General features: G+C 65.4%; 29 protein-coding genes and 1 pseudogene. 9 read left to right on the top strand and 21 right to left on the bottom strand.

Annotated elements, in window-relative coordinates; all coding sequences use genetic code 11:
* Together RJT48_RS12605 and tbsP are read right to left on the bottom strand one after the other, a co-directional pair.
* A pseudogene (locus RJT48_RS12605) lies at positions 1–185 on the bottom strand (serine hydroxymethyltransferase); the annotation flags it as partial.
* A gap of 108 nt (positions 186–293) precedes the next feature.
* Positions 294–1,115: a transcriptional regulator TbsP gene (gene tbsP, locus RJT48_RS12600; protein ID WP_311172642.1), complete on the bottom strand. Its 822-nt coding sequence runs from the start codon at positions 1,113–1,115 to the stop codon at positions 294–296.
* 198 nt (positions 1,116–1,313) lie between these two features.
* On the opposite strand from tbsP, the gene RJT48_RS12595 reads away from it, so the two are divergent.
* Positions 1,314–3,008, top strand: coding sequence for a YcaO-like family protein (locus tag RJT48_RS12595; protein ID WP_311172641.1), 1,695 nt, complete (start codon positions 1,314–1,316; stop codon positions 3,006–3,008).
* Positions 3,009–3,235: 227 nt separating this feature from the next.
* Here the strand turns inward: RJT48_RS12595 and RJT48_RS12590 are convergent, their stop codons facing one another.
* The 3 genes from RJT48_RS12590 to RJT48_RS12580 form a co-directional block, all read right to left on the bottom strand.
* Positions 3,236–4,375: a DUF63 family protein gene (locus tag RJT48_RS12590; RefSeq protein ID WP_311172640.1), complete on the bottom strand. Its 1,140-nt coding sequence runs from the start codon at positions 4,373–4,375 to the stop codon at positions 3,236–3,238.
* Positions 4,376–4,497: 122 nt separating this feature from the next.
* Complete coding sequence (locus RJT48_RS12585) at positions 4,498–5,310, bottom strand: inositol monophosphatase family protein (protein ID WP_311172639.1); 813 nt, start codon at positions 5,308–5,310, stop codon at positions 4,498–4,500.
* 24 nt (positions 5,311–5,334) lie between these two features.
* Positions 5,335–5,688, bottom strand: a complete 354-nt coding sequence (locus RJT48_RS12580) for a hypothetical protein (RefSeq protein WP_311172637.1) — start codon at positions 5,686–5,688, stop codon at positions 5,335–5,337.
* Positions 5,689–5,841: 153 nt separating this feature from the next.
* On the opposite strand from RJT48_RS12580, the gene RJT48_RS12575 reads away from it, so the two are divergent.
* Positions 5,842–6,123 (top strand): hypothetical protein, encoded by a 282-nt coding sequence (locus tag RJT48_RS12575; RefSeq protein WP_311172636.1) that lies wholly within the window; start codon positions 5,842–5,844, stop codon positions 6,121–6,123.
* Positions 6,124–6,483: 360 nt separating this feature from the next.
* On the opposite strand, the gene RJT48_RS12570 is transcribed toward RJT48_RS12575, so the two are convergent.
* On the bottom strand, positions 6,484–7,428 hold the full coding sequence (locus RJT48_RS12570) for a biotin--[acetyl-CoA-carboxylase] ligase (protein WP_311172635.1): 945 nt from the start codon (positions 7,426–7,428) through the stop codon (positions 6,484–6,486).
* 71 nt (positions 7,429–7,499) lie between these two features.
* A complete protein-coding gene (locus tag RJT48_RS12565; RefSeq protein WP_311172634.1) occupies positions 7,500–9,329 on the bottom strand; it encodes an acetyl-CoA carboxylase biotin carboxylase subunit in 1,830 nt (609 codons plus the stop codon).
* Between the two features lie 281 nt (positions 9,330–9,610).
* On the opposite strand from RJT48_RS12565, the gene asd reads away from it, so the two are divergent.
* Both asd and RJT48_RS12555 read left to right on the top strand, forming a co-directional pair.
* The gene (gene asd, locus RJT48_RS12560) at positions 9,611–10,645 is read left to right on the top strand and encodes an aspartate-semialdehyde dehydrogenase (protein ID WP_311172632.1); all 1,035 of its coding nucleotides are present in this window, start codon (positions 9,611–9,613) and stop codon (positions 10,643–10,645) included.
* Positions 10,646–10,753: 108 nt separating this feature from the next.
* Entirely contained in the window at positions 10,754–11,236 is a 483-nt protein-coding gene (locus tag RJT48_RS12555; RefSeq protein ID WP_311172631.1) for a redoxin domain-containing protein, read from the top strand.
* 44 nt (positions 11,237–11,280) lie between these two features.
* Here RJT48_RS12555 and RJT48_RS12550 read toward each other — a convergent pair whose 3' ends face one another.
* The 9 genes from RJT48_RS12550 to RJT48_RS12510 form a co-directional block, all read right to left on the bottom strand.
* A complete protein-coding gene (locus RJT48_RS12550) occupies positions 11,281–11,754 on the bottom strand; it encodes a hypothetical protein (protein ID WP_311172630.1) in 474 nt (157 codons plus the stop codon).
* The gene (locus tag RJT48_RS12545; protein ID WP_311172629.1) at positions 11,754–13,694 is read right to left on the bottom strand and encodes a hypothetical protein; all 1,941 of its coding nucleotides are present in this window, start codon (positions 13,692–13,694) and stop codon (positions 11,754–11,756) included. The genes RJT48_RS12550 and RJT48_RS12545 overlap by 1 nt, the downstream gene beginning before the upstream one ends.
* 2 nt (positions 13,695–13,696) lie before the next feature.
* Positions 13,697–15,118, bottom strand: a complete 1,422-nt coding sequence (locus tag RJT48_RS12540) for an outer membrane protein assembly factor BamB family protein (RefSeq protein ID WP_311172628.1) — start codon at positions 15,116–15,118, stop codon at positions 13,697–13,699.
* Positions 15,119–15,283: 165 nt separating this feature from the next.
* Positions 15,284–17,035, bottom strand: coding sequence for a dihydroxy-acid dehydratase (gene ilvD / locus RJT48_RS12535; RefSeq protein ID WP_311172627.1), 1,752 nt, complete (start codon positions 17,033–17,035; stop codon positions 15,284–15,286).
* Positions 17,036–17,150: 115 nt separating this feature from the next.
* Entirely contained in the window at positions 17,151–17,657 is a 507-nt protein-coding gene (locus RJT48_RS12530) for a PIN domain-containing protein (RefSeq protein WP_311172626.1), read from the bottom strand.
* On the bottom strand, positions 17,654–18,022 hold the full coding sequence (locus RJT48_RS12525; RefSeq protein WP_311172625.1) for a UPF0175 family protein: 369 nt from the start codon (positions 18,020–18,022) through the stop codon (positions 17,654–17,656). The genes RJT48_RS12530 and RJT48_RS12525 overlap by 4 nt, the downstream gene beginning before the upstream one ends.
* Positions 18,023–18,157: 135 nt before the next feature.
* Positions 18,158–18,802, bottom strand: coding sequence for a MogA/MoaB family molybdenum cofactor biosynthesis protein (locus RJT48_RS12520; RefSeq protein WP_311172624.1), 645 nt, complete (start codon positions 18,800–18,802; stop codon positions 18,158–18,160).
* Between the two features lie 182 nt (positions 18,803–18,984).
* A complete protein-coding gene (locus RJT48_RS12515; RefSeq protein WP_159669710.1) occupies positions 18,985–19,161 on the bottom strand; it encodes a 50S ribosomal protein L37e in 177 nt (58 codons plus the stop codon).
* A complete protein-coding gene (locus RJT48_RS12510) occupies positions 19,158–19,391 on the bottom strand; it encodes an LSM domain-containing protein (protein WP_311172623.1) in 234 nt (77 codons plus the stop codon). Before RJT48_RS12510 ends, RJT48_RS12515 begins: the two co-directional genes overlap by 4 nt.
* A 151-nt stretch (positions 19,392–19,542) precedes the next feature.
* Here RJT48_RS12510 and RJT48_RS12505 point away from each other — a divergent pair, with 151 nt between their 5' ends.
* Entirely contained in the window at positions 19,543–19,962 is a 420-nt protein-coding gene (locus RJT48_RS12505) for a JAB/MPN domain protein-containing protein (protein ID WP_311172622.1), read from the top strand.
* Between the two features lie 164 nt (positions 19,963–20,126).
* On the opposite strand, the gene RJT48_RS12500 is transcribed toward RJT48_RS12505, so the two are convergent.
* From RJT48_RS12500 to RJT48_RS12490, 3 genes are all read right to left on the bottom strand, one after another.
* Entirely contained in the window at positions 20,127–20,558 is a 432-nt protein-coding gene (locus RJT48_RS12500) for a type II toxin-antitoxin system VapC family toxin (protein ID WP_311172621.1), read from the bottom strand.
* Positions 20,558–20,806, bottom strand: a complete 249-nt coding sequence (locus RJT48_RS12495; RefSeq protein WP_311172620.1) for an AbrB/MazE/SpoVT family DNA-binding domain-containing protein — start codon at positions 20,804–20,806, stop codon at positions 20,558–20,560. Before RJT48_RS12495 ends, RJT48_RS12500 begins: the two co-directional genes overlap by 1 nt.
* A gap of 114 nt (positions 20,807–20,920) precedes the next feature.
* Positions 20,921–21,133, bottom strand: a complete 213-nt coding sequence (locus RJT48_RS12490) for a ribbon-helix-helix domain-containing protein (protein ID WP_311172619.1) — start codon at positions 21,131–21,133, stop codon at positions 20,921–20,923.
* Positions 21,134–21,241: 108 nt separating this feature from the next.
* On the opposite strand from RJT48_RS12490, the gene RJT48_RS12485 reads away from it, so the two are divergent.
* On the top strand, positions 21,242–21,565 hold the full coding sequence (locus RJT48_RS12485) for a DUF5789 family protein (RefSeq protein WP_311172618.1): 324 nt from the start codon (positions 21,242–21,244) through the stop codon (positions 21,563–21,565).
* A 63-nt stretch (positions 21,566–21,628) separates the two neighbouring features.
* The gene (gene mntA, locus RJT48_RS12480) at positions 21,629–22,060 is read left to right on the top strand and encodes a type VII toxin-antitoxin system MntA family adenylyltransferase antitoxin (RefSeq protein WP_311172617.1); all 432 of its coding nucleotides are present in this window, start codon (positions 21,629–21,631) and stop codon (positions 22,058–22,060) included.
* A gap of 53 nt (positions 22,061–22,113) precedes the next feature.
* On the opposite strand, the gene aglJ is transcribed toward mntA, so the two are convergent.
* A complete protein-coding gene (gene aglJ, locus RJT48_RS12475; RefSeq protein WP_311172616.1) occupies positions 22,114–23,028 on the bottom strand; it encodes an S-layer glycoprotein N-glycosyltransferase AglJ in 915 nt (304 codons plus the stop codon).
* Between the two features lie 314 nt (positions 23,029–23,342).
* A complete protein-coding gene (gene aglM / locus RJT48_RS12470) occupies positions 23,343–24,647 on the bottom strand; it encodes a UDP-glucose 6-dehydrogenase AglM (protein ID WP_311172615.1) in 1,305 nt (434 codons plus the stop codon).
* 304 nt (positions 24,648–24,951) lie between these two features.
* On the opposite strand from aglM, the gene galU reads away from it, so the two are divergent.
* Together galU and RJT48_RS12460 are read left to right on the top strand one after the other, a co-directional pair.
* Positions 24,952–25,818, top strand: a complete 867-nt coding sequence (gene galU / locus RJT48_RS12465) for a UTP--glucose-1-phosphate uridylyltransferase GalU (RefSeq protein ID WP_311172614.1) — start codon at positions 24,952–24,954, stop codon at positions 25,816–25,818.
* Positions 25,815–26,747: a UDP-glucuronic acid decarboxylase family protein gene (locus tag RJT48_RS12460; protein WP_311172613.1), complete on the top strand. Its 933-nt coding sequence runs from the start codon at positions 25,815–25,817 to the stop codon at positions 26,745–26,747. The genes galU and RJT48_RS12460 overlap by 4 nt, the downstream gene beginning before the upstream one ends.
* Positions 26,748–26,773 lie beyond the last annotated feature (26 nt).

Below are 26,773 nucleotides of genomic sequence, written 5' to 3'. Positions count from 1 at the left end.
TACCGCTCGCCCGGGTACCCTTCGGCGTACTTGTTCGTCAGCGCACTCCCCTGGGCTTCTAAGACCGCCTCGCTGGCGTGATTCTCGCTGGCAATCATCGCCAGCGTCTCGTTCTGTCGTCGTACCTCACCCGAAAGGGCGTCTGCGACGGCCGGATCAACGTCGCGGACGTGACTGTAATCCATACGAGATAGGGAGGCCGTGCGTCCAATAAGTGTGTCCACTTTGGCCGCAGTCGCTCACCGGCAGATCGGCGCAGGAATCACCGAACCGGTGGTCGTACAGAAAGCGAATCAGTCGAGTATGTCCCTGGCGACGTCGGCGAGCGTGTTCGCGGAGGCCGCCTGCAGTCGTTCGTCGTCGAGTTTGAGCCGGAGTCGGGGGCGACCGACGTCGATCGGAACCTTCTCCGTTGCGATCACTCCCGCCTCCTCCAGTTCGGATTTCGTCCGGGAGAACGTCGCTTTACTGGCGATCCCGACGTCCTCGCCCCACTTCGAGACGTCGTAGAGCAACACCTCGTTTTTCGCTGCCACGAGGAGGCTGATCGTTACCTCATCCAGCGTTGCGTCCGCAGGTGGAGCCTCCTGTACGGAGTCGAGAACGGCGTCGAAGTCGGCCCGGACCTCGGTTCCGAGGTCCGCTTCGAGCGACGATCGAATCGCAGAGATCGCCGGCGTCCGGAGGGTGAACCGCTCGCCAGCCTCGAAAGCCGACTGACAGGCGTCGTTCGCCGTCCGGACAAAGCCCGCATCCGTAGTCACCAGACCGGCAGCCGCGTCACCGAGGGTGACGACAGCCGTGACCGACTCCTCGGTCACGAGAAGCGCGTTTTCCGTCCGCTCTTCGGTGACACGGAGTTCGAGGACGCCGGCCTCGACGAGATCTGCTGCGTTGCTCGCGAGGAGGAACTCGTCAGTCACCGTCTTCAGGGTTTCCCGGGCAGTAAGCACTCGCAGTTCCGGTACCCCATCGGCGTCGGTCGCAAGTCCAACGAGCGATTCGAGGAGAGCGGGAGTCGGGCCGGTCACGTAGACGACGTCGGCGTCGGATCCGAGCGCGGCGTCGACGACGGTGTCGAGACCGTCGCCGAGCACGTTCGTTTCAGAGGGCATACGCCACAAAATACGTCAGACAGTATTTAATTTAACGGCATAGATGGCGATATATACTCGGCAGCGGCCCGGGCAGATCGTTCCAGCGCGGGGTGTTCAGTTCGCGCGTTTGTCCCGAATAGAGACCGGTCAAGGGGGACCGACTCCGAAAGCCGTCGAACCCGCCGGTTTTTCACGCGCAGCGCCGACAGGGACGGTATGACAGACACGATCGCGGTCGTCGGCAGCGGTCCCGCTGCTGCTGCTGCGGCGGCTGCATTCGAGGACATCGACGCACAGGTCGGCGCTGAACCCGAAGACGCGGTGCTGACGGTCGTCGTCGTGCCGGCGGGTGCGGGGCTCCCGGCGGGCGTCGCCGCCGATGGACGGCTGGTCGTCGTCGAGATCGGCGGCATCGGCGGGCACGCCCGTGAGGACCTCGACGCCGCCGTATCGACGTTCGCGGGATCAGGTGCCCGGTTCGCCGACCTTCGGACGCGCGTCGCCGCGACGACCGAGGACGGGGGATCGCCGTCGGGCGACCGCAGTGCCGTGCGCTTCGCCGGCGCAATCGCGGGACGGCGAGCAGTCGCGCTGCTCGCGGGCGACGGCGCCGTGGCCGGGACCGCCGTCGAGGTCGCCGGTGCGAGCATCGTCGCCGAGCGGCGGGTGCTTCCGGTTCCGGATCCGACCACCCGGGATCGGGAGGTCCGTCGGGACGACCGGACAGTCGACGTCGACGACGCACTCGCTCGCGCGGAGCAGGCGCTGGACGAACGGACGGGGATCATCACACAGGTGGGCGAGCGCGAGTCGTTCCCGGTTCCGTACTATCTCGCGGTGACCGCCGACACGAACGGCTTCAGTGACGCACGGGCGGCCGAGTTCGCCGCCGGAGTCGACCTCGACTGGGATGCCGCGTTTATGAAAGCACTCGGCGAGGGGCTAGAGCGATACTGCGCCGGCGTCTACCGCGGCGCGGAGTTCACCGTCGAGCCTGAACGAACGCGCGCGAACCCTGTCCCCGTATCGCGGTTCGTTCGTCCGGACGATGCAGGCGAGGTCGATGCGGATACGCCGATCCCGTGGGTTCCCGGCATCGACCTCCAAACCGACGAGACGGCGTCGCTTCCGGCGGAGTTCGTCCACTATCCGCCACCCGAGGAACGGTTCAAACCGCCGATCACGACGGGGCTCGGGCTCGGGAACTCCGGTTCCGAGGCGTTGCTCGCAGGCCTCTACGAGGTCATAGAGCGGGACGCGACGATGATCGCGTGGTACTCGACGTTCGAGCCGCTGGCGCTCGACGTCACGGACGATACCTACGACGCGCTCCGCAAGCGGGCGAGCGCAGAGGACCTTTCGGTGACGACGCTGCTCGTCACGCAGGACGTCGACATCCCTGTCGTCGCCGCCGCCGTCCACCGGGACGGCGAGTGGCCGCGCTTCGCCGTCGGGTCCGGCGCGTCGCTGGATCCCACCGCTGCCGCGCAGTCGGCACTCGCGGAGGCGCTGCAGAACTGGATGGAGTTGCGGTCGATGGGGCGGGACCGTGCCGTCGAGGAGGAGGGTGCGATCGGCGAGTATGCCGACTTCCCGGCGGCCGCACGGGAGTTCGTCGACGCCGAGGCGACGGTACCGGCCGAGACGGTCGGCCCGGACGACGCTCCGAGCGGAAGCGCGGAACTCGCGGCAGCTGTGGAGGCGGTCGCCGACGCCGGCCTCGATGCGTACGCCGCGCGGACGACGACAGCCGACGTCGAGGCGCTCGGCTTCGAGGCCGTCCGCGTGTTGTGTCCGGCGGCACAGCCGCTGTTCCAGGGCGGACCGTTCTTCGGGGAACGCGCACGGACTGTCCCGTCGGAATTGGGATTCGAGCCCGAACTCGATCGCCCGTACCACCCGTTCCCGTGATCACAGCCTCGCGGTGGCGGGGGCCGACAGGCGAGGCGGTTCCGCGAGAAGTGGAGCGCTGACAGCAAACGCGATTCCGCCAGAGATGAAGCGCTAACAGCCGACACGCTGTGCGAACACGCGGCGCTGTGTCGGACACCCGCGAGACGCCGCGTGGCGAGGATCAGGTCACACGGCCGCTGGCCGCGTGTTCGGATAAAAAAGTACGGAGGGGATGCAGCCGTCGATCAGACACCGAACGTCGCCCGGATCATATCCCGCGTTCCCGGCCCCAGCCCCACCGCGAGGACGGCGATGAGCAGGAGGATCGTGTAACGGGGGCTCTCCTCGAAGATCTCCTCCTCGAAGACCCACAGGACGAACGTGGCGGCGACCAGTTTCACCACGAGGAAGGGCCAGGTGTCGCCCGTGACCGCGAGCACCGACGACGGGAGCACCGAGCCGGTGACGTCGACGACGAACTGGTTGACTGGATGCTTCGGCACGAGATTCCGGCCGGCGCCGAGCGCGGGCATCCAGTCTAAGCCGACGACGTTGGCGACGCCGTCGACGGCGTGTCCCCAGAGGACGACAAAGCCGATCCGCTCTGTCCCGGCGTTCACTTCGGGGACGAACCGTTCGATGAGCCACCACGTCAGGGCCGCAGCCAGCGTCGCACCGAGGAGGACCGTGACGAGGACCTGCGGGTAGAATTCGACGCCCGAGGCGCCGGTGACGACGAGCGAAACGAGATAGCCGAGCGTCACGAGCAGGATCACCGAGCCGATCGCAAAGAGGAGTCGATCGTACCGCTCGACGACCTCCGCTCGGGTCGCAGCCACGGAGACGAGCACGGCAGCGAGCGCCACAGCGAAGACGGTGAAGTAGATGATCGGGCTGATAAACAGCGTGTTCAGCGGGTAGGTAATGAGCGCCTCCCCGGCGGGAATCGCGTCGTTGGCGTCCTCGACGACCCGGAGCGCACCGCCGAAGAGCACGAACGGGAAGAACGCATAGAAGAACCGTCGATCGGTTCCGAGATCCAGACGGCGCAGGAGGAAGACCACGCCCACGAGCGCGACCAGGAGCGTCACCATATAGCCGACCTCGGAGACGAGCGTGTAGCCGGGGTAGGCGACGGGTTCGGTGGCGCTCGTACACGCGCCCGAGTCGTACAGGTACTCGACGGTGCTCCCGGGGCGAATCGCACAGACGGCGGAGTTGGCGTCCGCCTGGACCGGCCCCCAGAAGTAGTGCCAGATGAAGCCGTCGTAGACGGCCTCCGGGAAGGCGAGCGTTCCGGCGACGAGCGCGACCACGGCGGTCAGCACGCCGCCGGCCCAGAGCCGCTCGGGATCGGCGCCGATGCGGTCGGCGACTGTTGACATACCCGATAGGCCGGCGGCGGGCGTGTTGAGGATTCCGGTCTCCGGCGCGTGCGACGGGCAACCGTCGGTGTCGAGAAAAGGGGGAGCAGGCGGGCCCCTCGCCCTGGGAGCGTGGAGAGTGATCAGGCGGGTCCGTCGGCGTCGACCGGGCCGATGTCGCGGGCGGCCGCGAGCACCGCATCGTGGATACGCCCGTTGGAGGCCACGAGGCCGGCCGAGTCGTGTCGCCACCGGTCACCGGAGAGATCCGTGACAGTCCCGCCCGCGGCCCTGATCATCGAAACGCCGGCCATCGTGTCCCACGGGTGGGGGCGGACGTTCGTCACCACGCCGTCGAGCGAGCCGTCAGCGACGGCCGCCAGTTCAGCCTGCGCACAGCCGATCCGGCGGATGTCGCCGAAGCGCTCGAGGACCGCAGCACACGCCCGCTCGAACTGGCCGCGGTCGTCGAAGTCCCACCACATCGTCGGCGCGACCACGCAGGCCTCCGGATCGGTCCGCTCGGAGACGGTCACAGAATCGCCGTTCAGATAGGTCGCCTCGCCGTCGGTCCAGTAGACGTCCTCGAGTGCCGGGAGGTTCGTCGCGGCCGCGACTGCCTCGCCGTCCTCTACGGCCGCGACAGCGGTCGCCCACGTGCGCGTCCCCCGGACGTAGTTGTTCGTGCCGTCGATCGGATCGATCACCCACGCGCTCCCGCGGTCGGGGACGGTTTCGCGCGTCTCGGCCTCCTCGCCGACGATGACGTCGTCAGGAGACGCATCCGCGATGGTCTCGACGACCGCCGTCTGCGCGTCGCGATCGGCCTGCGTCACGACGTCGGTTTTCGCGCCCTTGCGCTCGACGTCGATGACCGTGCGGAACCGGGAGTCGGCGACGTCGGCGCCGGCCGCGGCCGCCCGCCGAGCGAGCGCCGCTCTGTCTGCTGGTGACATAGGAGACGATTCCACCTGCGGTCCCTAAACGCCCGGGATCCCGAACGCGCCGATCCCGAGGTCCAGCACCGAGTTCACGAGCAGCAGAATGACGAGCGCGGAGAGCCAGGCGCCGAATCCGATGATCGCGGCCTTCACCCAGCCGCCGGGATAGCGCCAGTTGATGACGCCGACCCACACGATCAGTGCGATGAGCGGCCCGACGAGCGGGATCCACGAGGTGAGCGCCCAGCCGACGGCACCGAGAAACGCGGTGAGGATCGCGTGGCCGTAATCGTCGACGTCGCTGACGATCCGGGCGCTGATGTAGATAGCGAATCCGCCGATCAACAGAGCGATCACGAACGCGACGATCGAGCCGACAAACGGGACTGCCATACGCCCACCTCGGCTGCCAGTGGGGTATACTTGTGCATCGATGGCGATATCCGTCGAGTGCGGAGCGAACGAGCGTTGTTCGGGTCATCCGCGACAATTAACTCGATTTCGAGTCTGAGTACACTTTAGTAATCCGGGCACTCATATGCATCTATGCGCCCCTCTGACGCGGCACGCCAACTCCAGTACGCGGTTGCCTCACGGACAGATACCTACGACTACGAGATCAGCCACTGGGAAGCGAACGCCTACGAGGACGTCTTCGCAGACGTCGCCGACCGCGGCGACCTCACCGACGTGATGAGCGTCGTCCAGGAACTCGGCGACCGGTTCGCCGACGGCTCTCGTCCCTCCCAAGCGGAGGCCCGCCAAATCGCCAACGGCATCGTCACCGCAGGCGGCCGTCCCCTCGCCGACGGCGGCGACGAAAGCTAAGCCCGCTGCCCGCGCCGTCGAGGGCGTCCCCGCGACGGTCCCTTCGAGCGTTGCGGCCATCCTTCCGCACTACAGGACAGTCATAGAAGTCCAACTCCAGCAGCCGCCGGCCCACGCGCTCTCACGATCGAATTCGCCCGCTCGATACGTCGATCGTGGATGCTCGCAGTCGACGTCACTCGGCCTTCGACACTAGCTGCAAGTGGTCCGGGTCGACGTCGCCCCCACCCTGCTACACTATAGTAGCGTTTGCAACTGATTGCTCATTCGATCGCACGACCGCGTGCGATCGTGTGAGTGAAGACTTGCGAACGCTACTATAGCTGCAAGTGGTCCCCGGGTCGACGTCGCCTCCGCCTGCTACACTGGCCGCAGATGTTCGCAGTCGCCGGTGTGTACGACCCGTTCGTCGTCGTCGGTCCGGACGACGAGGCTCCCGGGGAACTGGACGTCGATCGCCTCGCCGACGATTGTCTCCCCGGGGGTTTCGACGCGGACCCGTTGCCCGAGCGTCGCAGCGAGCGCGCGCCACTCGTCGAGTATCGCGTGGAGGTCGGTGTCGCCGCCAGTGAGGTCGTGGAACGTCTCCAGGAGACGCTGCAGAAACACGCGGCGATCGACGTCACCGGTCGCCTCCCGGAGGCTCGTCGCCCCGTCCGGGAGTGCGCCGGCGTCGACGTTCGCGTTCACGCCGATGCCGACGACGAGCCACGAGACGCGATCGGCTTCGCCCTCCATTTCGGTGAGGATGCCTGCGAGCTTCCGCTGTGTCGGCTCCTCGCCGGCTAACAGAACGTCGTTGGGCCACTTGATGACCGCTTCGGCGCCCGCCTCCCGGGCCGCGCGGGCGACGGCCACGGCGGCCGCGAGTGCGTAGACTGGGATCTCCGCCGGCGGGCGCTCGGGTCGCAGGAGGAGACTCGCCCAGACGCCGCCCGACGGCCCGATCCATTCGCGGCCGAGCCGTCCGCGGCTGCCGGTTTGCTCGTCGGCGACGACGACGAGGTCGGCTTCGCCCGTCTCGGCGAGTTCGCGGGCGCGGTCGTTCGTGCTCCCGATCTGGTCGTGATACTCGATCCGGTACGGCGCCTCGAGGCCGAACGCGATGGCTTCGGCGCCGTACTCGGGGATCTCGACCACGCGGTAGCCGTCGTCGCCGCTCTCGATCCCGAAACCCGCCTCGCGGAGCGCCTCCACCTGCTTCCAGACGGCCGCGCGGGAGACGTCCAGGCGATCGGCGAGCGCCGGGCCTTCGATCGGCCCGTCCGCGAGCGCATCCAGTAGCGCGCGTCTCGTCTCGTTCATCGTCGCTCACTCCAGGTGACAGCGGTTGTCATCCTCGCCCACTCCGGGTTGGCTGAGAGATTCATCTCCGATCATTCCAGAACGACGAGCGTGTCGCCCATATCGACGCTGTCGCCCTCCTCGATGTGTACCTGAGTCACCGTCCCGCCGCGTTCGGTGACGACATCGTTCTCCATCTTCATCGCCTCGAGGACACAGACGACGTCCCCCGCGGCGACATCATCGCCCGCCGCGACGTCGACCGAGAGGATCGTCCCCTGCATCTCGGCGGTGACCTGCTCGCCGTCGCCCTCGACGACGACCTCGCCGCCGTCGTCGCTCTTCGACTCCTCGGGACGCGAGCGGGCCGATCGCTGCCCATCGCCAGCGCCCCCACCGCCGACGGCGTCGACCGAGGGTATCGGCGGCGCGCCGCGCTCTTCGAGGTTGACCTCGAAGCGTTTGCCGTTGACCTCGACAGTGAACTCCCGTTCAGTCATCTCCTCGGCGTCGCCTTCGTCTGTCGCCTCCTCGGCCGCCGCATCGGCGGCGCCCCACCGTTCGACTGCTTGATCGAGTCGCGCGGGATCGAGTTCCTCATCGAGGTACTTCGTCGTGTGCTCGCCCGCGCGGAACGTGCCGTCGGTCACCATCAATCGGTGGAAGGGAACGATCGTCGGGAGCCCCTCGATATCGAACTCCGAGAGGGCGCGTTCCGAGCGCGCGAGACACTCCTCGCGGTCGCCGGCGGCGACGATCAGTTTCGCGATCATCGAGTCGTAGTCGCCGCCGATCTCGTCGCCCTGCCGGACGGCGTCGTCGACGCGGACGCCGATGCCGCCGGGCGGGTCGTAGGTCTCCAGGGTGCCCGTCGCGGGCGCGAACTCCTCGGCGGCGTTCTCGGCGTTGATGCGGTACTCGATCGCGTGGCCGTCGAAGGTGACCTCGTCCTGTGCGAAGTCGACTTGCTCGCCCGCGGCGATCCGCAGTTGCCACTTCACGACGTCGATGCCGGTGATCTCCTCGGTGACGGTGTGTTCGACCTGGATGCGCGTGTTGACTTCGAGGAAGTAGAACTCCCCGTCCTCCAGGAGGAACTCGACGGTCCCCGCGTTGGTGTAGTCGGCCTCGCGGATCCCGCGCCGGGCCGCGTCGCCGATCTGCTCGCGGAGGTCCGCATCGAGCGCGGGCGAGGGTGCCTCCTCGATGACCTTCTGGTGGCGGCGCTGCAGCGAACAGTCGCGCTCGCCGAGGTGGCGGACGTTCCCGTGTTCGTCGGCCAGGATCTGGATCTCGATGTGTCGCGGCGAGTCGAGGTACTTCTCGACGTACACGGAGGCGTTGTCGAAGTACGCCTCGCCCTCCCGCTTTGCGGCTTCGAGTTGGGACTCGATCTCGTCGGCCGAGCGGACGACTTTCAGCCCGCGACCGCCGCCGCCGCCCTCGGCTTTGATCGCGACCGGATAGCCGTAGTCGTCGGCGATCGCTTTCACCTCGTCGATGGAGTCGACGGGATCGGTCGTCCCCGGAACGACCGGCACGTCGGCCGCCGACATCAGCGACCGCGCCTTCGTCTTCTCGCCGAGGCGCTCCATCGCGTCGGCCGGGGGGCCGACCCACCGCAACTCGCTTGCCTCGACCTTCCGCGCGAACTCGGCGTTCTCGGCGAGGAAGCCGTAGCCGGGGTGGACCGCGTCCGCGCCGGCCTTCCGGCCCGCCTCGATGACGGCCTCGTGGTCGAGATACGAGTCCGCCGCGCGAGCGGGCCCGACGTTGTACGCCTCGTCGGCGAACCGCACGTGCCCGGCGTGTTTGTCGGCGTCGCTGTAGATCGCGACCGTGCGGACGTCGAGATCGCGGCACGCCCGCATCACCCGGAGCGCGATCTCCCCGCGGTTGGCGACGAGAACCTTGTTGAACATTTGCCGATGTGTTCCGATACGTGGCACGTCTATCTGTCGGTTCCGCACGAAGGGGCGTTCGACAATCGTCGAGGTGATCGGGCTTGGCCGGTCGCGGGCGGAACGTTGTCCTTCGGAAGTCGCGGATCGGAGCGCTCTCGAATCCGTCGTTGTTCGCACGCTGATCCCGAAAACTGAACGTTCGTCAGCGAACGGTGTAGCTCAGAGAATAGAGGTGAACGTTCGTGAAAGACGGCGCGAATCCAAACCGCCTTATGTGTGTGTCACCCAGGCTCACGATAATGACAGTACGTGTCGGAATCCTCGGCGCAACGGGCGCGGTAGGACAGCGATTCATCCAACTGCTCGACGACCACCCGACGTTCGAGCTGGCGGCGGTCACGGCCTCCGAAGCCAGCGCGGGCAAGTCGTACCGCGAGGCGGCGAAGTGGCGCGTGAACACACCGATCCCGGACGACGTCGCCGAGATGACCGTCGGCGCGACGACGCCGGAGGACGTCCCGAACGACGTCGATCTGCTGTTCTCCTCGCTGCCGTCGGGCGTCGCTGCCGAGGTCGAACCCGCGTTCCTGGAGGCCGGCTACGTGGTCTCCTCGAACTCCTCGAACGACCGGATGGCGCCGGACGTGCCGCTGACGATCCCCGAGATCAACCCGGGACACCTCGACCTCATCGAGATCCAGCGCGAGCAGCGCGGCTGGGACGGCGCCCTCGTGAAGAACCCGAACTGCTCGACGATCACGATGGTGCCGACGCTCGCGGCGCTCGACGAATTCGGCCTCGAAGCGGTCCAGGTGTCGACGCTGCAGGCGGTCTCCGGCGCGGGCTACTCGGGCGTCACTTCGATGGAGATCATCGACAACGCCATCCCGCACATCGGCGGCGAGGAGGAGAAGATGGAGACCGAATCCCGGAAGCTCCTCGGCAAGTTCGACGGCGCGGAGGTCGAACTCCACGGGATGGACGTCGCGGCATCCTGCAACCGCATCCCGACGCTCGACGGCCACCTGGAGAACGTCTTCGCGGAGACGGCCGAGGACGTCACCCCCGAGGAAGCCGCCGCGGCGATGCGTGAATACTCCGGCGTCGACCTGCACTCCTCGCCGGAGCAGCTCATCCACGTCTTCGAGGATCCCGACCGCCCGCAGCCCCGACTCGACCGCGAGCGCGGCGACGGGATGCAGGTCTCCGCCGGCGGCATCCAGACGACCGAAAACGGCCTGAAGTACAACTGCCTCGCCCACAACACGATCCGCGGTGCAGCCGGCGCCTCGCTGCTCAACGGCGAACTGCTCGTCGAAGAGGGCTGGGTGTAGCGGACTGTCGTCGCCGCTTCCGGGAGCCGAGTCCGGCCCGAGCCTGTCTGTAGCTGGACATATTCCCCGTCAGGTTTTGGTTCCTCCCGATCAACTCATACGGTGACGATGTCAGAGACACCCACAGTCGACGACAAGGCACCGACGTTCACCGCGACGTACAGGGGCGGCGACCACGAGACGTTCGACCTCGCCGACAACCTCGGCGACGGCCCCGTCGTACTCGCCTTTTTCCCCGGCGCGTTCACGCCACCGTGTTCGAACGAGATGGTGGCGCTGCAGGAGCACCACGACGACTTCGCGGCCGCCGGCGCGACGCTGTTCGGCGTGAGCGCCGACTCGTCGTTCTCGCTCGGCGCGTTCGCCGACGAGCACGGTCTCGAGTTCGACCTCGTGAGCGATATGGCCGGCGACGCGATCGAGGCGTACGGCCTCTCGATGGACATCCCCGAGTTGGGGCTGTACGGCATCGCCAACCGCGCCGTGTTCGTCCTCGACGACGAGGGAACGGTGACCTACCAGTGGGTCGCCGACGATCCGACAAACGAACCCGACTACGACGAACTGCTGGACGCGGTCGAGAGCGCGTAGGCGCTCCGAGAGCGGATATTCGGCCGACTCCGACCGCCGGCCGCTCACTCGACGCTGAGCGACAGCCGGTCCCGCGGGATCGACTCGCCCTCGTCGTGGGTAGCGACCCCGACGGTCAGGCTGAGGTCCTCGGCGTCGACAGCCTCGCCGAACGTGACCGCAAAGAGCGTCCGCGTCTCCTCGAAGGCCTCGACCGACTCCGAGATGTCGGCGGCCCGCACCACGACCGAGGGACTGTCGACGCCGCCGTTGATCACCTGGAACTCGTCGCCGTCGACGAGTTCTGATTCGACTGCCGTGATCGGGACGTCCCCGTCCTGTTCGACGGTGCAGCGGTACTTCTGGAGACCGTTCGGCGCGCCGTCGAGGGTGACGGCAGCGACGGCCTCGGAGCCGGCACCCGCTTCGAGGGCGCTTCCACAGCCTGCGAGGCCGACCGAAATGGCCGCCGCCGCGGTTCCGAGGAATCGTCTCCGTGTCGATGCCGACCGGGTCGGTGTGTGTGCGTCCTGCGTCATCATTCGAAGGCGAGTGCGACTGCGTCGTCCATATCGAGGTCACCGTCCTCGTCGAAGTCCAGGGCGGCGACCTGTTCGCTACTCAGTTCCGTGACGTCGACGAAAGAGAGCGCGACTGCGTCGTCGAAGGTTACCTCGCCGTCGCCGTCGACGTCCTCGTAGCGCCCGTCACCGTCGGGATCAGTCGGCGCTGCCCCGGTGTCGGCACCCGGCAGCGACTCCTCGAAGAGCCCGCCGGCCTGCACCTCGACGGAGATGCGGTCGCCGGAGACCGAATCGCCGTCGTCGTTCTGGAGGTTCTCGACCTCGATCTCGACGTCGTCGGCGCTCAGCCGCTGGTCGTAGGTGAGCCGTGCGATCGTTCGGGGCTCCTCGAAGCCGTCGACGTCGCCCGCCAGATCGACAGCCTGCACGGTCGTCGCCCGCGGGCCGTCAGAGACGACCCGCAGTTGACTGTCGGAGACCATCTCGGCCTGCGTGTCGGTCACCGACGCGTCCACGGCGGTCCGCACCGTAACGCCCGCGCGCTCGAAGCCGTTCGGCATCTCCGACACCGAGAGCACGACCGTCGAGGTACCGCCCTCGCTGCCGCCGTCGTCGGCCGATCCGACCGAGAGCGTCGCCGACGGCGTCGAACCGACCTCGTAGCTGTTGCCGTCCTCGTCGCCGAGGGAGTCGACCGACACTGCGGCCTGGGTGGTCCCCGATTCGACACCTTCGACGGTCAGCGTCGCGATGTGGGCGACGCCGGTGTCGTTCGTGTCCATCAGTGCGCCGCGGATGACGGCGCCCGCGCCGTCGCCCTGGATCTCGGTCTGTTCGACGCCCGCGTCGCCTTCGAGTTCGACGTCCGTGATTCTCGCCGTCTCGGTCGATTCGAGACGGATCTGCGCCTCGACGGCACCGACGCCGCCGTCGACGCCGGCCGCGACGAGTCGCCACTCGGTCTCCTCCCCGACGCCGACCGACGCGCTCGCGGGGCGGAGTGTCACCCGCGGGCCGTCACCGGGTTCGGGCGTTTCTGTGTCAGGTGGTGTCGCGGTCGCCGTCCCGGCATCCTCGCCCCCGAGATCCAGCGTCACCGAGTCGTTCCGGAACGACTCCTCGTCGGTGGCTTCCTTCGAGGCGACGGCCGTTATCGTCCCGGCGTCGCTGCCCATCTCGTCTGTGATCCTGACGGTCGCGACGCCGTCGAGGCCGGTCTCGTAGGCCTCGCCGCCAACGTGGACCGTCGCCGAAACCAGCGCGTCGTCGTCGCCCCGCCGGACCTCGAAGTCGACCTGATCGCCGGGTTCGACGGTCGACTCGTCAGCCGAGATCGAAAGTGGCGTCGCGTCGGCGGAGCCCTCGACGGAGAGTGAACTGCCCGGCGTCGCGCCGACGTCGTAGGGGTCACCGTCTTCGTTCCCGAGTGATTCGACGTCGAGGGAGACGTCGGTCGAGCCCTGATCGGTGCCCTCGACCGAGACGGTGCCGATCGTCACCGACCCGGAGTCGTCGGTGTCCATCAGCGCCGCGCGGACGAACACCTCCGAACCGTCGGATTCGACGTCGACGGTCTCGACGCCCGGATCGGCGTTCAGTTCGACGTCGCCGATCGACGCGACGTCGGTGTCGTCGACGGAGATCGTGGCGGTCACGGCCCCCACGCCGCCCTCGGCGTCGGAGACGACGATATCGTACTCCTGGGTCTCACCTGCGGCGACGGTCGCTGTCGTCGGCGTCAGCCGGACGGTCGTCGACCCCGCCGTCTGCGCCCGGATGTCCGCATCCGACAGCGCCGCTGCCGGCGCCTGGGCATCCGTCCCTCCGTCCGCGGCGGCACCGGCCGCCGCGACGCTACCCGCGCCGACGACGCCCGCGACACCACCGAGCGCGACGACGAGAGCGAGGACGACCGCGAGTCGCTTCCCGCGCCGTGTGGAATCAGTGCGTCTCATTGTCACTCGTCGAGTCGGGCGAAGAGCGCTTGCACGTCGGTCACGTCGACGTCGCCGTCGCCGTTGAAGTCGAACCGCTCGACGTTGTCCTGGACCGCGTCGCTGTCGAGGTTGGCGAAGAGCGCCTGTACGTCGACGGCGGTGAACGCGCCGTCGCCGTTGACGTCTTCGTAGAGGCCGTCGCCGTCGAGGTCCTGCGCCGGGTTGCCGTCGCCCGTGACGTCCGGAACCGGTGGCCCCCCGGAGCCCTCGCCGAGGGCGTAGAGGATTCCATCTGTGCTCGCGGCGTAAACGCGGTCCTCGACGACGACCGGCGGGGCGACGACGGCGCCGCCGGTCTGGAAGTTCCACAGTTCGTCCCCGTTGCTGGCGTCGTAGGCGTACACGTAGTTGTCGTCCGCGCCGAAATAGAGCACACCGTCGGCGTAGACTGGCGAGGTCGGCGTCCCGTTGAGGGACTCCCGCCACTGTCGCGTTCCGATCGACGGGTCGATCGCGTGAAGCGCGTTGTCGCCGGTCGAGGCGACGTAGAGCGTTCCGTCGGCGTAGACCGGGATCGTCGAGATACCCGAGATGTCCCCGAACCGCCAGTTGACGCTCCCTGAGTCGGCGTCGACGGAGTAGACGGCGCCCTCGTTTGTTCCGGCGTAGAGCGTGCCGTCCGCGTATGAGAGGCCCCACGTTTTGCTGTCGCCGCCGGAGAGGGTCTGTGTCCACTCTTTTGAGCCGTCGGATTGAGAAAGAGCCGTGATTCGCGCCGGATAATCCCAGCGATCGTCCTTGCGGTTTGTCACGTAGACCACGTCATCGTCGACGATAGGCGTCCCGAGCGGCCCCATATACGCTAGGTCAGTCCGCCACGCTACCTCGCCGTCGGACGGGTCAAGCAAGTACGCGTCGCGAACGTCGTCTTTCGATCCCGTGGCAAACAGTTCACCGTCTACGAGCGTCGGGCTTCGGATGTTGCTCGCGTTGACCGAGGACGCCCAGAGCCCCTCGCCGTTTGCGGCGCCGAACGCCAGAACCCGCCCCGTCGTCGTCGGGAGGTAGACGACCCCGTCACCGACTGCAGGCGACGACGACAGCGACCCGTTCGTCCCGGCAGACCACACCTCGCTCCCGTCGGCCGTCGAGACGGCGTACAGCGTGTTGTCGTGGCTCGCCTGGAACACCCGGCCGTCGGCGACGATCGGCTGTGCGGTCAACCGATCGCCGGTCTCGAACGTCCAGACGTCGTCGGCGCCGTCTTTCGGGCCGCTCGCGGGCGCGACGCCGCTGTTGTGGGCGTCGTACCTGAACATCGGTACCGTGCTGCTGTCGGCCGTCTGGCCGCTGGCGCTCCCGCTCGCGCCGGCAAGCGCGAACGCGCCCCCCGCGGCCGCAGCCAGCCGCATCGCCTCCCGTCGCGTGATGTTGTGCGTCATCCTTATCGTGTCGTTCTATTATCACGATTCGGGGTACAAGTACTTTGTCTCAGTAAGAGACGAGAGTAATCATTATCAACGCGCGCCGATCGGCGTGGCTATCAGTTCCATCGGGTACGCCGTTCCCGGGTTATTCCCGGATGTTGTCGAAAAAACGCGCTTCGGCTACCGCTTCGCGCCCGGATTCGTCACCGCGCCGTTCGCGGCCGACCCGAAGTCGTTGCCGTACTTCGCGAGCACGCCGGAAGTGTAGGCGGGTTCCTTCGGTTCCCACTCCTCACGGCGGGCGTCGAGTTCCGCGTCGGAGACGTCGACGGAGAGTTCCCGATCGGGAATGTCGACGGTGACCTCGTCGCCGTCTTCGAGCAGCGCGATCGGCCCGCCGACCGCGGCCTCGGGTGCGACGTGGCCGACCATCGGGCCGCGGGTCGCCCCGGAAAAGCGGCCGTCGGTCAGGAGCGCGACGTCGTCCTCGTGACCCTGGCCGACGACGGCGGCGGTGACGCCGAGCATCTCACGCATTCCGGGGCCACCTTGCGGCCCCTCGTTGCGGATGACAATCACGTCGCCCGATTCGATGTGGCCCTCCTGGACGTAGCGCATCGCCGCCTCCTCGCCCTCGAAGAGGCGGGCGGGGCCGGTGTGGTGGAACTTGTCGTCGCCGGTCACCTTCAGGACCGCGCCGTCGGGCGCGAGGTTGCCGGTGAGGATCTTGATCGCGCCCTCCGCCTGGTAGGGGTCCTCAACGCTGTAGATGAAGTCGCCGGTGATCTCGTCGTCGCTCGGGAGATCCAGTTCGTCGAGTTCCTCTGCGATCGTCCGCCCGGTGACGGTTAGCGCGTCGCCGTGGAACAGTCCGGCGTCGAGCAGCCGGCGGATCACGACCGGCACGCCGCCCTCCTCGTGGAGGTCGTTCATCGTCTTTGTTCCGCCAGGCTGGAGGTTCGCGATCTTCGGCGTCTTTCGCGAAATCTCGTCGAACTCCTCGATCGAGAGGTCGATGCCCGCCTCCGCGGCGAGTGCGAGCAGGTGGAGGACGGCGTTGGTCGACCCGCCGATGGCGACCTGCAGGGCGATGGCGTTCTCGAAGGACTCCTTCGTGAGGATGTCGGAGGGTCGGACGTCGTTCGCGACGGCGCTGAGGACGGCTTCGCCGGAGCGGCGCGCGACCTCGTAGCGCTCCTCGGATTCGGCGGGCGCGTCGGCGGTGCCGAGCGGGGCCAGCCCCAGCGCCTCGGAGATGGAGGCCATCGTGTTCGCGGTGAACATCCCGCCGCAGGAGCCGGCACCGGGGCAGGCGTGGCGTTCCAGGTCGTCCAGTTCGTCGGCGTCCATCTCGCCTTGCGCGTAGGTGCCGACGCCCTCGAAGACGTTCTGGATGGTGACGTCGCGGCCCTGGTGTTCGCCGGGCATAATCGACCCGCCGTAGAGGAAGACAGTGGGCAGGTCCGTCCGGATCGCGGCCATCATCATCCCGGGGAGGTTCTTGTCACAGCCCGCGACGGTGACGAGTGCGTCCATCCGCTCGCCGAAGGCGACGAGTTCGACGGAGTCGGCGATTACTTCACGGGAGATCAGGGAGGCTTTCATCCCCTCGGTGCCCATCGAGATCGCATCCGAGATGGTGATCGTCCCGAACTCGATCGGCATCCCGCCGGCCGTCTCGATGCCCTCGATGGCGGCGTCGGCGACGTCGTCGAGGTGGACGTTACACGGCGTGATGTCGGCGGCGGGGTTGGCGACGCCGACCATCGGCGAGCCGAGATCCTCGTCGTCGAACCCCATCGCGCGGAACATCGCGCGGTGCGGCGCCTTGTCGGGCCCCTCGGTGACGTCGGTGCTGGGAAGGTCGGGATCCTTCCCGGTGGAGAACGTCTCCTCGTCCTCCTCGCGTTCGGGTGGTTCCTGCTTGCTCATACACGAGAGGTGGTCGCACCGGCATTAAAAGGCCACGGGTAGGCGCTGTCGGTGGTGTTTCGACGAGACTGAGAGGACGACGTCCCCGTGACCGTCTCGAACTCCAAAAGAGCGGCTACCGGTACTTCGATATCGTTCGATACGGGACGTAGTAGCCGGTGTCGTCGATCCACGTCGACAGCCACTCGTCAGCGGTCGATGTATCGATCTTGCCTGCGTCGATCGCGGCCAGTAAGACGCCGACTGAGCCGACAACGTCCAGGTCCTGTTCTTTCGCAAATGCCCGAGCACCTCCGTCGTCAGTCAACAGTCGGCCGTCGTGTGCGTCCGCCAAGGCGAACGCCTGTGCTTCACCGGGGTCGAGATGGTCACTGACGACCGCTTCTCCCTTTGCAACTGCATCCGAGATCGTTGCGACTGGAATCTCGACGTCGAGTATATCGAGTGCTGACTCAAGATACGGATGGTCATCGACGCCGTGTTCGAGTTCCTCGCGAACGACGGGAACCGTACAGATGCCAGAGAGATCTGCAACCACCCACAGCTCGTCGATGTAGGCGAAATTCGAGAGGACAGTCGTGTCGAGAACGCTCAGGTTCGCTGGAATCCCGTCACCGCTCATTTCGCACTCGACTCCTCGTCATCCGAGTCCGCATCATCGAATTCAAGATCCGCCGCTGCCGCAGTCTCGTAGGCCGCATCTTCCTCGTCTGTGAGCCCGATTCGGAGTTCGACGCCGTGCTCACGGAGGATATCACGCATCGTCCAGCGGTCGACATCGGCAAGTCTCGCAGCATCACCGAGCGTGATGCGCTCGCGGTTGTAGAGCGCGACTGCAGCCGCAATACGCTCGTTTTCGTGGTCCTCGAAGTATTCACGCACGAACGCTCGCAACGCATCGCTTTTGCCACCGAACACACCAGCCTCGACTGCCCCCTCGATGAGGAGATCGAGGTCGTCAGGATACGAACCGGTGATTCGCGCCATTGTTCTATGCTGGACTACGTCTTCATACTATTTATGAACCGCGCCGAGCTGCTATTTGCATCCGGAAGAGAGGTTTCGCCTGTCGCTCCCGATGACCGGCGTGTGTGAGCGAAGAATCGTACACGCTATTACAGCCTACTCCTCGGGCCGCGTCGCCAACCCCGCGAGATGCGGCGCCTCGGGCACGATGAGTTCCTCGCTGCCGAGCCGTGCGGCGTTCTCGCTCCCGGGAAGACAGAACAACGGAACGCCCTGGAGGATGCCCGCGGTCGCCCGGGTGCCGACGACGCGCGTACCGATCTCGTCTTCGGAGTAGCGGCGGAACAGTTCGCCGAATCCGGGCAGTTCCTTCTCGAAGAGGCCGCTCACTGCCTCGATCGTGACGTCGTCCGGCGTGACGCCCGTGCCGCCGGTCGTCACGACGACGTCGACCGCCTCGCGGTCCACGAGGCCGTCGACGGTCGATTGCAGGCCGTCGAAGTCGTCCGGGACGACTTCTCTGGTGGCGACCTCGTGGTCGGCGGCCTCGAAAGCCGCCGCGATGGCGTCCCCCGCGGAGTCGTCGTCGAGCGTGCGCGACGTGGAGACGGTGACGATAGCCGCACCGACCGACTCGACGTCGTGGGCGTGGTGGTCGTGATCGTGACCGTGGCCGTCGTGGGTGTGGTGATGCTCGTCGCCACCGTGGTCGTGGGCGTGGCCGTGATGGTCGTCGTTACCCTGATCGTGGTCGTGAGCGTCGCCGTGAGACTCCTCGTGACTCTGATCGTCTTCGGTCATACGACTGGCTTTTCGCGCCATCGACAAAGATTCCCAGTATTCCCGACGAGGACGCGGTCGGTCACTCTCGCCTCCGAGGACCTCTCGGCCGTCTCGATGACCGAACTACGCCAAGAAAACCACGACCGCCGAGAAGCGACGAGAAGCGGGCGAGGGAGACGAAACGGAACGAACGATTCAGTTCAGTTATCGCCGGCTTTCGACTGCCACTCGTAATCGCGGCGCTTGGCCGACTTGCCGAAGCCACACGAGGAGCACTTCTTCTTTTTGACGTGGTAGGATTTCTCGCCGCAGCGGCGACATTTGACGTGCGTCGTCTTGTTCTTCTTTCCTTGGCTTGGGGTTCCTGCACCCGTCATGTTCTTATCGTGACGACGTTGTCGCCGCGTATAATCGTTGTGTCTTCGACCGCCGTGACGTCCAGTTCGGCCAGGACGTCGTCGTCGACGTCGGTCGGTGGCTCCAGGACGGCGTTCATATGCTGGTCGTAGCCGGCGAGGGTGCCGTAGTACGCAGTCCCGTCTTTAAGCGTGACCGTGACGACATCTTCGAGTGCGGCTTCGAGCACGTCCAGGGGTCGTCCGCTCATATTCCAAGCGGCGCCCGTTTCGGTATTAAACCTGCCGGACCGCTGTGCGGTCGCGTGAGTCGATAGCGGCGATAGTCTCGGTAGCGGCACCTCCGCCACTCGCGTCACCGCCTCCGACGCGGTTTTGGGGCCCGCGGGCGTTCGTACGGTCGTGGTATACATCACTCGTGGGCTTCTCGACGCGCTGTTGGAGATGGCGGCGGACGAAGAGCCGTCGTCGATGGAAGTCGTCCTCGCGTCGACACCGGCGGCCGACTTCGAGGCAGATCTGCAGTTAGAACCCGATACGCCGGTGCTGACGCACTTTTATTTCCCCGAAGCGAGCGGCTCGGTACGGGCCGTCTTCGGCGTCGATCTCGGGACGCCCGCGGGACGCGGCCGCGCCCGATTCGTTTCCCATCCGCAAGGGCCGCTCGAAGCCACCCGCGAGGACACCTTCGCCGCCGCGGTCGTGGTCGCAGTGCCGCCCTGGGAGGAGTCGTCGTGTGCCGCCTTCGACCGCAACGACCGCGAACTCGACCTCGACGTGCTGGACGTCGAACCGCCGCGGGAGACGCTCGCGGGCGAGTGATACTGATTACTCTCACTTTTCCCCGCCGAGCGCCATCCCCGGTGGCGGCGCTCGGCGGGAGGACGAGAGTAATCAGTATGAGAGGCAGACGATAGGGGAGACAGAAAGCAGGTCGAACGGGACTTACCGTCGGGTCCGATGCGGTCGATGTACAGACAGAGGCACTACCGTTCAAACGGGTTCTCGGAGGCTGTGAGACGGGTGATGTCGGGAACGCCATCGAACCCGTCGTCGAAGCTGTAGAGATAGCTGAACTCTTCCCGTTTCATCGCCGCGACGATGACCGCATCTGTCAGCGAAAGCGGTTCGTACCGTCGGAACAGCGAGCGGCCGGCGTCAAAGTCGGACTTCGGCGTCCGCTTGAGTGTGAATCCGCTGCTCTCGATGAGCGCATCGAGTGTGTCGGTCGCAACGTCGTGGCCAGCCCGCGCTTGCAGGTAGTTAACCACTTCCTCAAGAACGTCGCTGAGCACGTAGGCGGTCGGGAGCGTGCCGCGATCGATCGCCTGTGTGATCTCCGTACCTCGCTCGTGGTTCTGATCGCTCGCGAGACGGGCCGCGATGAGAACGTTGGCGTCCACGACGACAGCCGGCATCAGTAGTCCCCGGCGACGAGATCGTGATCGTCGGCCGCGTCGGTCGACTCGCCGATATCAACCGGATCTAGCTGTGAAAACGCACCGTACTGTTGCTTGATCAGTTCGACCGAGAGCGTTCCGTCTTCATCGACAGACCAGCGGAGTTTGTCACCCGCTTCGACGCCGGCCTCACGCCGGACCGCTGCCGGGACCGTGATCGAGAAGCTCTCGTTTACGGTCGTTTCGTCTTCGACTTCGTGTGACATAGCCGAACGTTCGCGATACCGACGAAAGTAATTTACCCTCAAATTTGCTTTTTGAAGCAGAGCAGTTCACGTGAGCGACGTCCGAGATTCAGCCCGGAAGATCAGATTCCGGCCTCACCGATCCAGATACCCCAGGTCAGTCAGTTGCTCGGCGATGTCCTCGAACTGCGCCTCGGTGAGTTCGCCCTCTCGCTGGTACTGGATGACGATGCTCCGGAGAAGAAAGCGAACGAGGTCGCTCGTGCTCGAAAAGCTGGTCCCCTCGATGGTCTCGTCGACCCGCTCGGCCAGATCCTTCGGGATCGAGACGGTCGTGTACTCGGTCATCGGCGTGGGTAATGTGTGACGGCGGGTGGACAAAACCCTGTGGAGTCGTGGGCGTAGTCTCGGCCGGAGCCGGGGGTTTTTCCACTCCCCACACCCTACGGTTGGTCGATGGCTGTCAGACCACCGCAACAGGACGGCGACGAGCCCGACTCCTTGGAGTTCGGTATCGCGGCGCTCTCTCCTTATCTCTCGGAGTCGAATCTCACATTTCCTGCGACCACCGACGAGGTCGTCCGCGCGCTCGGCGACCCCGAGATTCCCTACGACGCCAACGACAATACGGTTGCACTCTCAGAGGCGCTTGCGGCCGTCGGTCCGAGCGAATTCGACTCCAAGCGGGAGTTGCTGGACACGCTGCATCCCGTCTTCGAAGAGTATCGCGCTTCGGGCGGGGGGATCTTCTCGCAGCTCCGGGCGCTGTTGCCGTTTTGATCGAGTGATCACTGGACTCCGAGCGGCGGAATTCTTTTGTGACGATACGCCGTCGGTTTATGTATGACAGCGGCTGACGGCGACCCGGAACTGTTCGCCGTCCTCGAAGCGGCAGCCTGTGCAGACGCGGATGTCGAGTTCGCAGTCGCGTTCGGATCAAGAACTACGGGGAAAGCCACCAGTACGTCGGATCTTGATCTTGCTGTCAAGTTCTCCGAAGAGCTGTCAGACAGCGACCGGTTCGAAAAGCGGTGTTTCCTGTCGGGATCGCTCCAGCAGGAGGGTGTCCCATTTATTGATGTCTCGGATATCGAGACGCTCCCGCTTGAGGTCGCCCACGATGCTGTTAATGGACGGCTCGTCTGCGGCGACGAGGACGCGTTCGCGCAGTTCAAAGAGAGTATCGAAGCAACATTCGACGACCGGCGAGACGACCTTCGTCGAGAGCAGCGTGCCGTAATCGACCGTATCGCGGAGGACGGACTGCGTGGCTGACGAGCGTGTCGTCTCGATCAAACTCGAACCGACGAAGATCTCAATAAACCGACCTACTCCTGCTGGTCGTCGATTCGCTGCAACGTCTCCCGATGGAGCGTCAGCACCAGATCCGCGAGTACGCCGAACATCAGCAGTTGGACGCCGACGATGATGCCGAATCCCGAAACCACGGCGAGCACCTCGTGGGAGACGTTCACCGTGACCCACTCGACCACGACATAGACTGCGATCAGGAACCCGGAAACCGTCGAGAGGACGCCCAGACTCCCGAAATAGAACAGAGGATTGTTCGTCTTCGCCCGCCGGTACAGTTCGAGGAAGATGATCCCGCCGTCCCGGATCGGTCGGAGGTTCGTGTCTGACCCGGAGGGCCGGGGGTAATACGTGATCGGGACGACCGTCGTGGGGATGTTTCGCTTTGCGCACTCGACGGCCATCTCGGTCTCGATACCGAAGCCGTCGGAGGTGAGCGTCATCGATCCGAACGATTCGCGCGTGAACGCACGGTAGCCCGAGAGGATGTCGCCGAAGCTCTCGCCGTGGACGAACCTGAACCCGCGGTTGATCATCCGGTTGCCGAGTTGGTTGAAGCGCGTCATCGCGCCCTCTTGGAGGTCCGCGAAGCGGTTGCCGATGACGTGCTCGGCGTCGCCGTCGCGGAGGGGTTCGAGCATCGCGTCGGCGTCGTCCGCGTGGTACGTCGCGTCGCCGTCGAGCATCAGCACGTACTCGCGGTCGATATGTTGGGAGACGGCCTCGCGGACGGCCTGTCCCTTCCCGGAGCCGGACTGGTAGACGACGTCTGCACCGTGCTCGGCGGCGATGTCGTCGGTGCCGTCCTCGGAGCCGCCGTCGACGACGAGGATGCGATCGAAGCCCGCCTCGCGGAAGTCGTCGATCACGCGGCCGACGGTCTCAGCCTCGTTGTAGGTGGGCACGAGGACGCAGACGTCGTCGTAATCCATCGTGGGGACTGCGTCGGGGAGTCCTAAAAGTGGTTCCGGAACGGAGTTGCTACTATTGTGTAGTTGGGAGTGGAACGATCAAGAACGGCGGGGAGAAGGCATCGGAAGCCCCCGCGCTCTCGACTCGATGGGCTCGCTGCGGTCCTCGTCGTTCGCTCCGCTCACTCCTGCGGTCCTGGCATCGCCCGTCTTCGTCGAGAGCGCGGCCCCTTCCAGTCCCACCCGTCGGCGGTTCTCCGGCCAGCAATCGCATAACAAAACAGGGCCCCAGCATTACTGGAGGAACCGAGTTCAGTCGCAGTCGCAGTTCCCCTTTACCACGTGAGCCCTTCGTAGGTGATCTTCGGCGTCGGTTCGATGATGCGTCGGCCGTCGACGACGACTAGCTCTTTCATCGCCTCGAACCCGTCGTCGAGGGCGGCGAACTCGTCCCAGTCGGTGACGACGACGGCGCCGACGGCGCCTTCGAGTGCCTCGGCGGCCGATTCCGCGTATGTCACGTCCGGGAACCGCTCTCGCATATTTTCGGTCGCAACCGGATCGTAGCCGACGACGCGAGCGCCGCGCGCTTGGAGGCCCTCGATGACTTCGATGGCCCGCGAGTTTCGGGTGTCGTCGGTGCCGGGCTTGAACGCGAGACCGAGGACAGCGACGCGCTCGCCCTCGACGTCGACGTGTGAATCGAGGAGTTCAAGCAGGCGTTCGGGTTGTTTGTCGTTGAGTTCGACCGCCGCTTCGAGCACCGTCGGCTCGTAGTCGTTCGCCTTCGCCGCCGCGATGATGGCGGCGACGTCCTTCGGGAAGCAACTGCCGCCCCAACCGACGCCGCTCCGGAGAAACTGCTCGCTGATCCGGTCGTCGAGACCGATCGCATCGGCCACCTCGTAGGCGTCGATGCCGAACTCCTTGCAGATGTTCCCGAGGTCGTTGATGAGGCTGACCTTCGTCGCGAGGAAGGCGTTGTTCGCGTACTTGATCATCTCTGCCGTTCGGGTGTCCGTCTCGACCACGGGTGCGCCAGTTTCGGCTTCGAGCGGGGCGAAGACCTCCTGCATATCGCGTCGGGTGCGCTCGTCGTCAGCGCCGAGCACGATCTTGTCCGGATCGAGGAAGTCGGTGACGGCCGTTCCCTCCCGGAGGAATTCGGGGTTCATTCCGACACCGACGTCCTCGCCCGCGGTCCGTCCGCTGGCGGATTCGATGATGGGTGTGAGGACGTCGTCTGTGGTGCCCGGGACGACGGTGCTCTTGACGACGACGGTGTGCCACCCGGATTTCCCTTTGAGGGTCTCGCCGAGTTGCTCCGCGCCGGTTTCGATGATCGAGAGGTCGATGCTGCCGTCGTCGTACTGGGGCGTCGGGAGACAGAGGAAGGTGACGTCCGTCTCGAGAAGTGCCTCGTAGTTCGTGGTCGCTCGGAGTCTTCCGGTTCCGTTTTCGCCGGCGTGTTTCGCGACGAGTTCCGGGAGTCCCTCTTCGTGAATCAGGGTGTCGCCGGCGTTGATCGCCTCGACGACGTCGGCGTCGACGTCGATGTTGACGACGCTGTGGCCGAGATCGGCGAAGCACGCTGCGATGGTGGTGCCCACGTACCCGCTGCCGATGACGGAGATATCCATCTTATCGAAGACTGGGAGAGCGACCACAAGAAGGCTTAGGTATCAGTAATAGTTCCGAATAACTCTGAGAAATTTCATAGAGAACCCTGTGAATACGCCGGAGCCAGCACTCAGAGCCACTGGACCCCGACGTTCCACCGCGACGAACGACCACGAGAGCAATCCCGCCACCATAGCTCCTGGAAATCAGTAGATCGCTGGGTCAAACTTTCGCGGCGCTCTATAATATGATTCTCTGACCTTGACACCCCTACGGTGGCAAAAGAAAAGATATTTGACTGGAACCGAGGGGCACAAACTACGTATGGAAGTAACGAAGGCAGTGATTCCAGCAGCTGGATTCGGGACGCGATTCCTCCCCGTCACGAAGGCCCAACCGAAGGAGATGATGCCTGTGTTGGACAAACCGACGATTCAGTACGTCGTCGAGGAGGCCGTCGAAGCCGGAATCGACGATATTCTCATTATCACCGGCCGTGGAAAACAGGCCATCGAACGACATTTCGACAAGTCCTACGAACTCGAAGACGCACTGAAAGCCGACGAGAAACACGAGCGACTCGACCGCGTGCGGGAGATCGCCGACCTCGCGGACATCCACTACGTCCGGCAGATAGAGCGGGACGGGCTGGGGGATGCGGTCCGGTACGCCCGCAAGCACGTCGGCGACCAGCCGTTCGCGCTGTTGCTCGGCGATACGATCATCGAAAGCGAAACACCGTGTACAGCAAATCTCATCGATGCTGCGGAAACTCACGAGACGTCGGTCCTCTCGTTGGAACGGGTTCCGTGGGAGGATGTTCCCTCCTACGGGGTCGCCGACGTAAGTGACGTCGAGTCGGCGGGTGAGAGCTTCCCGGTCGCTGACTTCGTCGAAAAGCCACCGCGCGAGGAGGCACCCTCAAATCTGGCGATTTCCGGCCGGTACGTGCTCACTCCGGAAATCTTCGAGCTTCTGGAGGCAACGGAGAAGGGCGTTGGCGGCGAACTCCAGTTGACGGATGCGATCCGGAAACTCGAGTCTGTTCGAGGTTTCGAGCTCGACGGCGACCGCTACGACATCGGGAACATCCCGAGTTGGCTGCGGGCGAACTTCGAGATGGCGCTCAACCACGACGACGGCGAAATGAACGACGCCGTCGAGGACTTCCTGGAGGCCCACTTCGCTTGAGTCGGATTCTCGTCACAGGAGCGGCGGGGTTTCTGGGGTCGTTCCTCTGTGATCGCTTGCTGGAGGATGGCCACGAGGTCATCGGAATGGACAACCGCGTAAGCGGCCAGACTGGAAACTTAGAAGAGGCGTTCTATCACGATCGGTTCTCGTTTTACGATCACGACGTCACGGAGTTCATCCACGTCTCTGGTGAGTTGGACGCTGTGTTACATCTGGCGAGTCTCGCCTCGCCGGTGTTTTATCGAGATTATCCGATCAAGACGCTGAAAGTCGGCGCCTTGGGGACGCACAAAACGCTTGGATTGGCGAGGGAAAAGGACGCGACGTATCTGTTCACCTCGACGAGTGAGGTGTATGGCGATCCGGAGGTAAATCCGCAGCCGGAGTCGTATCGCGGCAACGTCGATCCCTACGGCCCGCGGTCTTGTTACGACGAATCAAAACGGTACGGAGAGGCCCTCGTGCGGGGATATAGTGACAAACACGACCTGGACGTTCGAGTGGCACGTATTTTCAACACGTATGGCCCGCGGATGCGCCTCGATGACGGCCGGGTGATCCCGAACTTTATGAAACAGGCGCTGACGGGGCGGGATCTGACTGTGTACGGTGACGGCGAGCAGACGCGGAGTTTCTGTTACGTGTCGGATATGATCGACGGGCTGGTTGCGTTGCTGGAATCCGGTGTTGAGAACCCGGTGAACATCGGGAATCCCGACGAGCGGACGATTAACGAGTTGGCAGAGGTCGTGTTGGAGGTTACGGAGAGTGAAAGTGGGATTACCTACGAAGAATTGCCGCCGCAGGATCCGCAGGTGCGGCGGCCCGACATCTCGAAGGCGCGGTCGGAATTGGGCTGGGAGCCCGAGGTGTCGCTCCGGGAGGGGCTCGAGCGGTCGGTGGAGTTCTTCCAAGCAGAGATCTGATCGGCTTCGTAGGTGGAGGAGATCGT

This window comes from Halobellus ordinarius (genome assembly GCF_031823395.1).
GTDB lineage: Archaea > Halobacteriota > Halobacteria > Halobacteriales > Haloferacaceae > Haloquadratum > Haloquadratum ordinarius.
This window is presented reverse-complemented; position numbering and strand designations above follow the sequence as displayed.